9 protein-coding genes are annotated in these 10551 nt (G+C 56.2%); 7 read left to right on the top strand and 2 right to left on the bottom strand.

The genetic code is table 11. The annotated features are described in order from the left end of the window. Positions 1-23 precede the first annotated feature (23 nt). Positions 24-1187: a Do family serine endopeptidase AlgW gene (gene algW / locus H8S59_RS23595; protein WP_027897825.1), complete on the bottom strand. Its 1164-nt coding sequence runs from the start codon at positions 1185-1187 to the stop codon at positions 24-26. Positions 1188-1357: 170 nt separating this feature from the next. On the opposite strand from algW, the gene H8S59_RS23590 reads away from it, so the two are divergent. The 4 genes from H8S59_RS23590 (at position 1358) to cysN (ending at position 5538) form a co-directional block, all read left to right on the top strand. Then, positions 1358-2116, top strand: a complete 759-nt coding sequence (locus H8S59_RS23590) for a Nif3-like dinuclear metal center hexameric protein (protein WP_187522990.1) — start codon at positions 1358-1360, stop codon at positions 2114-2116. A 152-nt stretch (positions 2117-2268) separates the two neighbouring features. Beyond that, entirely contained in the window at positions 2269-3186 is a 918-nt protein-coding gene (gene cysD / locus H8S59_RS23585; RefSeq protein ID WP_187522989.1) for a sulfate adenylyltransferase subunit CysD, read from the top strand. Between the two features lie 58 nt (positions 3187-3244). After that, the gene (locus H8S59_RS23580) at positions 3245-3586 is read left to right on the top strand and encodes a four helix bundle protein (protein ID WP_095096900.1); all 342 of its coding nucleotides are present in this window, start codon (positions 3245-3247) and stop codon (positions 3584-3586) included. Between the two features lie 53 nt (positions 3587-3639). Next, the gene (gene cysN, locus H8S59_RS23575) at positions 3640-5538 is read left to right on the top strand and encodes a sulfate adenylyltransferase subunit CysN (RefSeq protein ID WP_187522988.1); all 1899 of its coding nucleotides are present in this window, start codon (positions 3640-3642) and stop codon (positions 5536-5538) included. A 1252-nt stretch (positions 5539-6790) separates the two neighbouring features. On the opposite strand, the gene H8S59_RS23570 is transcribed toward cysN, so the two are convergent. After that, positions 6791-7228, bottom strand: coding sequence for a Z-ring associated ZapG family protein (locus H8S59_RS23570; RefSeq protein WP_095096404.1), 438 nt, complete (start codon positions 7226-7228; stop codon positions 6791-6793). 145 nt (positions 7229-7373) lie between these two features. Between H8S59_RS23570 and H8S59_RS23565 the strand changes: the two genes are divergently transcribed. The 3 genes from H8S59_RS23565 to zapE all read left to right on the top strand — a co-directional run bounded on the left by H8S59_RS23565 (position 7374) and on the right by zapE (position 10533). Continuing rightward, positions 7374-8003 (top strand): alpha/beta hydrolase, encoded by a 630-nt coding sequence (locus tag H8S59_RS23565; protein WP_187522987.1) that lies wholly within the window; start codon positions 7374-7376, stop codon positions 8001-8003. 24 nt (positions 8004-8027) lie between these two features. Next, positions 8028-9377 (top strand): tryptophan--tRNA ligase, encoded by a 1350-nt coding sequence (locus H8S59_RS23560; protein WP_187522986.1) that lies wholly within the window; start codon positions 8028-8030, stop codon positions 9375-9377. A gap of 61 nt (positions 9378-9438) precedes the next feature. Continuing rightward, positions 9439-10533, top strand: coding sequence for a cell division protein ZapE (gene zapE, locus H8S59_RS23555; protein ID WP_187522985.1), 1095 nt, complete (start codon positions 9439-9441; stop codon positions 10531-10533). The last annotated feature ends 18 nt before the right edge of the window (positions 10534-10551 follow it).

Genomic DNA, 10551 nt, shown 5'->3' with positions numbered 1-10551 from the left:
CAGGTATCTACGCAACTCAGTGATCACTGCTCCTCAACCGGCGTAGCCGACGGCGGAGGCGGTGGGCGCAGGCCAACTTCAGCGTTGAGCTTCACTTCTTTTCCGTTTCGCATGACCTCAATGGCGATCTTGTCGCCGGGCTTGGTGCGTGCGACCTGATTCATCGAGCGACGACCGTCACCCGCAGGCTCGCCGTTGATGCTCAAAATCACATCACCCAACTGCAAGCCTGCCTTCTGTGCCGGGCCATCGCGAAAGATACCCGCCACAACGATGCCTGGACGGTCTTTCAAGCCGAAGGACTCGGCCAGATCCTGAGTCAGTGGCTGCACTTCAATACCCAGCCAGCCACGTATCACCTGGCCATGCTCGATGATCGATTTCATGACTTCCATCGCCAGCTTGGTCGGAATCGCGAAACCGATGCCTTGAGAGCCGCCAGACTTGGAAAAGATTGCTGTGTTGATTCCGGTCAGATTGCCGTTGGCGTCAACCAGCGCACCACCAGAGTTACCTGGGTTGATCGCCGCGTCGGTCTGAATGAAGTCTTCGTAAGTGTTCAGGCCAAGCTGGTTGCGGCCGGTGGCGCTGATGATGCCCATGGTCACGGTCTGGCCGACCCCGAAAGGGTTGCCGATGGCGAGTGCGACGTCACCGATACGGATACTGTCGGAGCGACCAATCGTGATTGACGGGATGTTCTTGAGATCAATCTTCAGCACTGCCAGATCGGTTTCCGGATCATTGCCGATAACCCTGGCAATGGTTTCCCGACCGTCTTTCAGCGCAACGACGATTTGATCGGCACCGGTCGTGACGTGGTTGTTGGTCAGAATGTAGCCTTCCGGGCTCATCAGCACACCGGAGCCGAGGCTCGACTCCATACGTTTCTGCTTGGGCATGTTGTCGCCGAAGAAACGCCGGAATTGCGGGTCTTCGAACATCGGATTGGCCGCTTTATTGACCATCTTGGTGGTGTAGAGATTGACCACCGCAGGCGCCGCCATGCCAACCGCATCGGCATACGTGACCGGGCCTTGCTGGACGTAGGTGGTTTGTGGTGCCTGTTGCAGGTTGACGTCTAGGCTAGGCAGACCCACCAGATCCGGGAAACGCTGAATAATCAGCAGTGCGACGAGTACGCCTGCCAGCAATGGCCAACCAAAAAAGCGCAGTGCCTTGAACATTGAGCAAATCCTGAAAGTGATCCGACGCTGCGGCTTGCTGCCCATCTGCGCCATAATGGGCGGCATTATACGAGCACTTGGGGTCGTGTCTCGCAAATAAGATCTTCAGAAGTGAAGCATTTCAGCAACACGACCCTATCAGCTTCAAATCACACATTCAGGAGTCTTTTATGGCTGTTGCGCTCAGCACTCTAGTGGAAGAAGCCGACCGTTATCTCAGCAGTTCGCGTATCCAGGATTACTGCCCCAACGGCTTGCAGGTCGAAGGCCGTCCGCAGGTCATGCGCATCGTCAGCGGTGTCACAGCCAGCCAGGCTTTGCTGGATGCCGCAGTGGATGCGCAGGCCGATCTGATTCTCGTACACCACGGGTATTTCTGGAAAGGCGAGAACCCTTGCGTCGTCGGCATGAAGCAGCGCCGCCTGAAAACCCTGCTCAAACACGACATCAGTCTGCTGGCCTATCACTTGCCACTGGATGTGCATCCGGACGTGGGTAATAACGTGCAGTTGGCACGCCAGTTGGATATCACTGTGGAAGGCCCTCTGGATCCTGATAACGCCCGCGTCGTCGGCTTGGTCGGCTCGCTGAATGAACCCATGATGCCCCGCGACTTTGCCCGTCGCGTGCAGGAAGTGCTGGGTCGTGAGCCTTTGTTGATTGAAGGCACGGATATGATTCGCCGGGTGGGTTGGTGTACCGGGGGAGGGCAGGGTTATATCGATCAGGCAATAGCGGCGGGTGTCGACCTGTTCATCAGCGGCGAAGCATCTGAGCAGACCGTTCACAGTGCCCGGGAAAACGGGATCAGCTTTATTGCCGCCGGACACCACGCAACCGAACGCTACGGGGTTCAGGCATTGGGTGACTATCTGGCGCGGCGATTTGCACTGGAACACCTGTTTATTGACTGCCCGAACCCGGTTTGAATACCTAACGAGACGGTATATCCATAGAACGTTTCGATCTATTGGGTCTCCTGAATAGAAGCAGGTGCTGTGCTAGAGTGCGGCCTCGAACACGGCCCGCTGGCCGTCCCGGGCGTCGTCCGGTCAATAATGAATGCAACCCGTGAGTAACCATGGTCGATAAACTGACGCATCTGAAACAGCTGGAGGCGGAAAGCATCCACATCATCCGCGAGGTCGCCGCCGAGTTTGATAACCCGGTGATGCTGTACTCCGTCGGTAAAGACTCAGCCGTAATGCTGCACCTGGCGCGCAAAGCGTTTTTTCCGGGCAAGCTGCCATTCCCGGTGATGCATGTGGACACCCGCTGGAAATTCCAGGAAATGTACCGCTTTCGTGACCAGATGGTTAAGGACATGGGCCTGGACCTCATCGTCCACATCAACCCGGACGGCGTGGCCCAAAACATCAGCCCGCTGACCCACGGCAGCTCTAAGCACACTGACATCATGAAGACCGAAGGTCTCAAGCAGGCCCTGGACAAGCACGGCTTCGATGCAGCGTTCGGTGGCGCGCGTCGTGATGAAGAGAAATCCCGCGCCAAAGAGCGCGTGTATTCGTTCCGCGACAGCAAGCACCGCTGGGATCCGAAGAACCAGCGTCCCGAGCTGTGGAACGTGTACAACGGCAACGTCAACAAAGGCGAGTCGATCCGTGTGTTCCCGCTGTCCAACTGGACCGAGCTGGACATCTGGCAGTACATCTATCTGGAAGGCATCCCGATTGTCCCGTTGTACTTCGCCGCCGAGCGCGATGTCATCGAGATGAACGGCACCTGGATCATGATCGACGACGAGCGTCTTCTGAATCACCTCAGCGATGAGGACAAGGCACGCATCGTCAAGAAGAAAGTCCGCTTCCGCACACTTGGCGACTACCCGTTGACGGGCGCAGTCGAGTCCGAGGCCACGAGCCTCACTGACATCATTCAGGAAATGCTTCTGACGCGTACTTCCGAACGTCAGGGCCGAGTCATCGATCACGATGGCGCTGGTTCGATGGAAGAAAAGAAACGTCAGGGTTATTTCTAAAGAGCAGCTAAAAGCTTCAAGCGGCAAGCTGCAAGTGGATCAAAAACAGGTGATCGAAATGGATTTCGAGAAACTCTTGGTTTGGCAAAGAGCCAAGGCTTTGGCAGTCAATCTTTACAAGGAGATGGCTTCCTGTCCCGATCTGGCTTTCAGGAGTCAGATCACGCGCTCTGGGCTGTCGGTCCCGAGCAATATTGCGGAAGGTATGGAGCGTTTCACTGCGAAGGACAAATGCCGTTTTCTATCGATTGCTAAAGCATCCTGTGGCGAGCTAAGAACTCAGCTCATCATCGGCGGTGAAATTGGTTATATCGCTGAACCACTTGCAGCAGCCTGGATTATCGAAACCCGTGAGCTTTCAAAAATGCTTTGCGGGCTGATCAATAAAATTTCTGACTAGCTGTACGCCGACAAGCTTGCCGCTTGAAGCTTACAGCTTGGAGCTCGAATGAAATGAGTCACGCATCTGATTTGATCAGCGAGGACATCCTCGCCTATCTGGGCCAGCACGAACGCAAGGAAATGCTGCGCTTTCTTACCTGTGGCAACGTCGACGACGGCAAGAGCACGCTGATCGGGCGTCTGCTGCACGACTCCAAGATGATCTACGAAGATCACCTGGAAGCCATTACCCGCGATTCGAAGAAGTCCGGCACCACCGGCGAGGACGTCGATCTGGCGTTGCTGGTTGACGGCCTTCAGGCCGAGCGGGAGCAGGGCATCACGATTGATGTTGCCTACCGTTATTTCTCCACTGCCAAGCGCAAGTTCATCATTGCCGATACCCCGGGCCATGAGCAGTACACGCGCAATATGGCGACCGGTGCATCGACCTGCGACCTGGCGATCATTCTAGTGGATGCCCGTTACGGCGTGCAGACCCAGACTCGCCGTCACAGCTACATCGCATCGCTGCTGGGCATCAAGCATATCGTTGTGGCCATCAACAAGATGGACCTCAATGGCTTCGACGAAAGCGTCTTCGAGTCAATCAAGTCCGACTACTTGAAGTTCGCCGACGGCATCGCGTTCAAGCCGACCACCATGGCCTTCGTGCCGATGTCGGCTCTCAAGGGTGACAACGTGGTGAACAAGAGCGAGCGTTCGCCTTGGTACACCGGTCAGTCCTTGATGGAAATCCTCGAAACCGTCGAGATTGCCAACGACCGCAACTACACCGATATGCGTTTCCCGGTGCAGTACGTCAACCGTCCAAACCTGAACTTCCGTGGTTTCGCCGGTACGCTGGCGAGCGGTATCGTGCACAAGGGTGACGAAGTCGTCGTGCTGCCTTCGGGCAAGACCAGCCGCGTCAAATCCATCGTTACCTTTGAAGGTGAGCTGGAGAATGCAGGGCCCGCTCAGGCCGTCACCCTGACCATGGAAGACGAGATTGATATCTCCCGTGGTGACTTGCTGGTACACGCCGATAACGTTCCGCAAGTGGCTGACGCGTTCGATGCCATGCTGGTGTGGATGGCAGAAGAGCCGATGCTGCCGGGCAAGAAATACGACATCAAGCGTGCCACCAGCTATGTGCCGGGCTCGATTGCCAGCATCACCCATCGTGTCGATGTGAATACCTTGGCCGAAGGGCCTGCCAGTTCGCTGGGCCTGAATGAGATTGGTCGCGTCAAGATCAGCCTCGACTCGGCCATCGCGCTGGACGGATACGACAGCAACCGCACCACGGGTTCGTTCATCGTCATTGACCGTTTGACCAATGGCACTGTGGCGGCGGGCATGATCATCGCCGAGCCCGTTGGCAGTGCAGGTGCCAATCATCACGGTGCTTTGGCTCACGTCGCGACTGAAGAGCGTGCTCAGCGTTTTGGTCAGCAACCGGCCACCGTACTGTTCAGCGGCCTGTCCGGCGCTGGCAAAAGCACCTTGGCCTATGCGGTCGAGCGCAAGCTGTTCGACATGGGCCGTGCGGTTTATGTACTGGATGGCCAGAACCTGCGTCATGACCTGAACACCGGTCTGCCACAGGATCGCGCCGGGCGTACCGAGAACTGGCGTCGTGCCGCTCACGTGGCACGTCAGTTCAACCAGGCAGGGTTGATTACCCTGGCCGCGTTCGTTGCACCTGATGGCGAAGGGCGCGAACAGGCCAAGTCCCTGATTGGTGCTGACCGCCTGCTGACGGTCTACGTCCAGGCATCCCCTGCGGTTTGCCGCGAACGCGACCCACAGGGCCTGTACGCAGCTGATGGCGATAACATCCCGGGCGAGTCCTTCCCGTACGATGTGCCGCTCAATGCGGATCTGGTCATCGATACTCAAACCCTGAGCCTCGAAGACAGCGTCAAGCAAGTGCTGGACCTGCTGCGCAGTCGCGGCGCGATCTGACGATCGTTTGCTTTAACAAAAAACCCGCCAGAGATGGCGGGTTTTTTGTTTGTGTGGAGGGGCCCGGGCACCCTGTGGGAGATTCTATGTTCACCTGCAAGCATGATCTTGATCTTGTAGGACCGGCTTTAGCCGGGAGAGCGGTATTTCTACCGAAGGATATTTAGCGAATGTCCCGACATCCTCCTGGCTAAAGCCGGTCCTACGGAATAGCGCGGTATATGTGGGAGCTAAACTTGCTCGCGACGAAGCTGTACGCGGTTCACTTTAGATCGCGTCCAGCCTTATCGCGAGCAAGCTCGGCTCCCACAAGAGATTGTGAGTAGGCCTTAAGAATAATTTAGAGGCGGTATATATTTATCGCATGCTGTTGCTCGAATTCAGGTTAGTTGATTACTCAATCAACAACTTTCAAAGGTGAAAGTATGAGTATTCAGTATGGTGTGTTTAAAAATAATGGCGCCCCGGTACTGCCGCCCAATCTGAAAATGAACCGGGCCAGTTTTTACAGTCGCCTAATGGGCGTTTTCGTCTGGAGCTGCAAAGCGACGGCAACCTGGTTATTAAAGATAGCGGCGCTATCGCCTGGATCGCTGACCAAGGTCAGGCCTTTAGCAGCACGTTGTCCCGTAAGCAGAGAGGTGCTCCGTGGTTTGTCGTGAGCAATAGCGGCTTCCTCTATGATCCAGCCAGGTCGAGGCTTTGGATAGCGGAAAGCACGCACACCAAGGACAAATCGTTGTGGTACCACAGTCACATGTCCATACAGAATGATGGGAATCTGGTTATTTATGATGGGCGGCAGGGCGACCTCCGGTGGGCGCGTTTTGGCTTTACACCGGGGCGTATCAAGAAACCAAAGCTAATTAACGTCAATGGCCCCCATAACAAAAAAGATATTTACACGTGGCACTTTTGACTGCCTGTCTATCTGTTGACGGGGCAGTCTGATCGATAAGGGTCCATGTTGCATTTGTGCTCGAGTTCCAGATCTTTGCTTGTGAGGATGTAGCAGTCTTTTGTGCAGTCACCTGGTACGCAGCCAAATAGCAAAATGCTTGCTGCGAGTATTTGGAATGTTTTCATGCTTCCTCCGTTTCCCAAAAAGCATAGAGGTCGCAACAAAATATATATAGCCGCTGTATTCCTGAAAGTGCGTAGGAAGTTTCTTCACCAGGATTTTATCCCGGTGTGATCCACAAAAAAGCCCGCCACTCTCACAAATGGCGGGCTTCCCTGATCCAGCTTTCGCTTACGGCTTTTTCAAACCGTAATGCTCGTCGAGCATGCCGGGAGCGTTGGGTGATTTCGGCGCGTAGTCTTTCGGCGCTTCATTTGTGCGGGGTGGGGTCAGGCGGTCGCGGTGAACCTGGCTGGCTTCAGGATGCAGGGCAGCCAGCAGGCGCTGGCGAGTCAACTCGTCGGTAGCCAGACGGTTGGCACCCTCGGCGAGATGTTCCTGTACGTCCTGATAGCTTTGCGAAAGCTTCTGGACCAGATTGGCCGTGCTGTTGAAGTGGGTGACCACTTCGTTCTGATAGTTATCGAAACGCTCCTGAACGTCATCCAGCTGGCGCTGGGTTCCATTGGGAGCGGCGTTGGGCACCAGGCGTGCGACCAGAAAACCGATGACAACACCGACAACCAGGGCAATGGTCGGCAACAACCAAACTAAGAGCGACAGTTCCACGAGTCCTTCCTCTATAAACGGCTTTGCTTTACGTTAACGGCTCGAACCTGCTCTGTATACCGCGACACGCTCACGGATATGCTATTTGCAGACAATCAGCTAGACGAGTCGACCCATTGCGAGGTCACGGAGTTCCTTTTTGCTCATGCGCGAAACCCCCGTATTGATCGATGGCCCGGTGGGCCAGCTTGAAGCCCTTTACCTTGATTTGCCGGATGCTACGGGCCTGGCGTTGATTTGCCATCCGAACCCGATTCAGGGCGGCACCATGCTCAACAAGGTCGTCTCGACTCTGCAACGCACCGCTCGTGATGCAGGTTTGATCACATTGCGTTTCAATTATCGTGGCGTAGGCGCGAGTGCCGGTATTTCCGAAGCAGGGGCCGGTGAAGTCGAAGACGCTCAGGCTGTGGCTCGCTGGCTGCTGGAAAAGCACCCTGATCTGCCCCTGACGCTTTTTGGTTTTTCGTTTGGTGGTTTCGTCGCAGCCAGTCTTGCTGGCCGTCTTGAAAGCGCCGGACAGAAGCTTGGCCATCTGTTCATGGTCGCGCCTGCGGTCATGCGCTTGAGCGAGCAATATCCTCTGCCGCAGAATTGCCCGCTGACCGTTATCCAGCCGGAGACCGACGAAGTCGTCGAGCCAGAATTGGTTTACAACTGGTCGGCAACGTTGCCGCGCCCACATGAGCTGCTGAAAGTGGCAGAATGCGGACACTTTTTTCATGGCAAGCTGACCGATCTCAAAGATCTGGTTGCGCCACGCCTTTCAAACTGATGACAGCCCCATAAGCGACCTGCCATGACCACTCGTATCCTGACCGGTATCACCACCACCGGCACGCCTCACCTGGGTAACTACGCGGGCGCGATCCGCCCGGCCATCGTTGCCAGCCGCCAGAGCGATGCTGATTCGTTCTACTTCCTGGCTGATTACCACGCTCTGATCAAATGCGATGACCCGCTGCGCATTCAGCGCTCGCGTCTGGAAATCGCTGCGACCTGGCTGGCTGCCGGCCTTGATGTGGACCGCGTGACGTTCTATCGCCAGTCCGATATCCCGGAAATCACCGAGCTGACCTGGCTGCTGACCTGTGTTGCCGCCAAGGGCTTGCTTAACCGTGCGCATGCGTACAAAGCGTCTGTGGACAAGAACGTCGAAACCGGCGAAGACCCGGATGCTGGCGTCACCATGGGCTTGTACAGCTACCCGGTGTTGATGGCGGCCGACATTCTGATGTTCAACGCGCATCAGGTTCCGGTCGGTCGTGACCAGATTCAGCACGTCGAGATGGCTCGCGATATCGGTCAGCGCTTCAATCACCTGTTCGGCAAGGGCAAAGAGTTCTTCGTCATGCCTGAAGCCCTGATCGAGGAAAGCGTCGCCACGCTGCCAGGTCTGGACGGTCGCAAAATGTCCAAGAGCTACGACAACACGATTCCGTTGTTCAGCAGCGCCAAGGACATGAAGGACGCGATTTCGCGCATCGTTACCGACTCCAAAGCACCGGGTGAAGCCAAGGATCCTGACAACTCCCATCTGTTCACGCTGTACCAGGCATTTGCTACCCCTGAGCAGATCGCAGAGTTCCGTTCCGACTTGTTGCAAGGCCTGGGTTGGGGAGAGGCGAAGAGTCGCCTGTTCACCTTGCTGGACAGCGAGCTGGGTGAGGCGCGTGAGAATTACCATGGTCTGATCGAACGTCCGGCTGACCTGGAAGACATTCTGCTGGCCGGTGCGGAGAAAGCCCGCAAAGTCGCTACACCGTTCCTCGGCGAATTGCGTGAAGCGGTTGGCCTGCGGTCATTTCGCAGCAACGTGCAAGTGGCCGAGACTGGCAAGAAGAAAGCTGCCAAAGGTGCACGCTTTGTCAGCTTCCGTGAAGACGATGGCAGCTTCCGTTTCCGTCTGCTCGCGGCCGATGGCGAGCAGTTGCTGTTGTCGCGCAATTTCGCTGATGGCAAGGCCGCTGGCGCAGTCAGCAAACAGCTGCAACAAGGCGGTGAGCTGGACCTTCGTACCGAAGCCGACAGCTTCACCCTCTGGCTTGATGGCCAATGTGTGGCTGACAGCCCGGTATTCAGCGACGCCGCTGCTCGCGATGCTGCCATCGAAAGCCTCAAGCTGGCCCTCGCACCACAACAGGATTGATTGCCAATCTGCCGGGCCGTCGCTACAGTGACGGCCCGTTTTTGTTGCCTTGTTAGCGAATATGACCCCTCTAGAACGATACCAAGCTGATCTGAAACGCCCTGACTTCTTCCATGATGCGGCGCAGGAAACGGCTGTGCGTCATTTGCAGCGTCTCTATGACGATCTGATCGCCGCTAACCAGAGCAAGCCGGGCATGTTCGGCAAACTCTTTGGCAAGAAGGAACAGGCGCCGGTCAAGGGCTTGTACTTCTGGGGTGGCGTTGGCCGGGGCAAGACCTACCTGGTCGACACCTTCTTCGAAGCCCTGCCGTTCGAGCAGAAAGTCCGCACTCACTTCCACCGCTTCATGAAGCGCGTGCACGAAGAGATGAAGACCCTCAAAGGCGAGAAAAACCCGCTGACCCTCATCGCCAAGCGTTTTTCCGATGAAGCGCGGGTGATCTGTTTCGACGAGTTCTTTGTGTCCGACATCACTGACGCCATGATCCTTGGCACCTTGATGGAAGAGCTGTTCAAGAACGGCGTCACACTGGTCGCGACTTCGAATATCGTGCCAGACGGCTTGTACAAGGACGGCCTGCAACGTGCGCGCTTCCTGCCGGCCATCGCACTGATCAAGCAGAACACCGACATCGTCAACGTGGACAGCGGCGTGGACTATCGCCTGCGTCACCTTGAGCAGGCTGAGCTGTTCCACTTCCCGCTGAATGAAGCCGCTCAGGAAAGTCTGCGCAAGAGCTTCAAGGCGTTGACGCCGGATTGCGCTCAGACTGTCGAGAATGACGTACTGATGGTCGAGAATCGCGAAATTCGCGCACTGCGAACGTGTGATGACGTGGCCTGGTTCGACTTCCGCGAACTGTGCGACGGCCCGCGTAGCCAGAACGATTACATCGAACTCGGCAAGATCTACCACGCGGTGCTGCTAAGTGGCGTCGAGCAGATGAGCGTCACCACTGACGACATCGCTAGACGCTTCATCAACATGGTCGACGAATTCTACGACCGCAACGTCAAGCTGATCATCTCGGCTGAAGTCGAGTTGAAGGATTTGTACACCGGTGGGCGTTTGAACTTCGAGTTCCAGCGAACGCTGAGCCGGTTGCTGGAAATGCAGTCCCATGAATTCTTGTCGCGGGCGCATAAGCCCTAGTGGTCATGGGTCTGTAGG

Source organism: Pseudomonas folii (assembly GCF_014357575.1).
Classification (GTDB): domain Bacteria; phylum Pseudomonadota; class Gammaproteobacteria; order Pseudomonadales; family Pseudomonadaceae; genus Aquipseudomonas; species Aquipseudomonas folii.
This window is presented reverse-complemented; position numbering and strand designations above follow the sequence as displayed.

Bases quoted from the DNA above. Each gene is read 5' to 3' on its own strand.
- algW (WP_027897825.1), bottom strand. From the start codon at position 1,187: ATGTTCAAGGCACTGCGCTTTTTTGGTTGGCCATTGCTGGCAGGCGTA.
- H8S59_RS23590 (WP_187522990.1), top strand. From the start codon at position 1,358: ATGGCTGTTGCGCTCAGCACTCTAGTGGAAGAAGCCGACCGTTATCTC.
- cysD (WP_187522989.1), top strand. From the start codon at position 2,269: ATGGTCGATAAACTGACGCATCTGAAACAGCTGGAGGCGGAAAGCATC.
- H8S59_RS23580 (WP_095096900.1), top strand. From the start codon at position 3,245: ATGGATTTCGAGAAACTCTTGGTTTGGCAAAGAGCCAAGGCTTTGGCA.
- cysN (WP_187522988.1), top strand. From the start codon at position 3,640: ATGAGTCACGCATCTGATTTGATCAGCGAGGACATCCTCGCCTATCTG.
- H8S59_RS23565 (WP_187522987.1), top strand. From the start codon at position 7,374: ATGCGCGAAACCCCCGTATTGATCGATGGCCCGGTGGGCCAGCTTGAA.
- H8S59_RS23560 (WP_187522986.1), top strand. From the start codon at position 8,028: ATGACCACTCGTATCCTGACCGGTATCACCACCACCGGCACGCCTCAC.
- zapE (WP_187522985.1), top strand. From the start codon at position 9,439: ATGACCCCTCTAGAACGATACCAAGCTGATCTGAAACGCCCTGACTTC.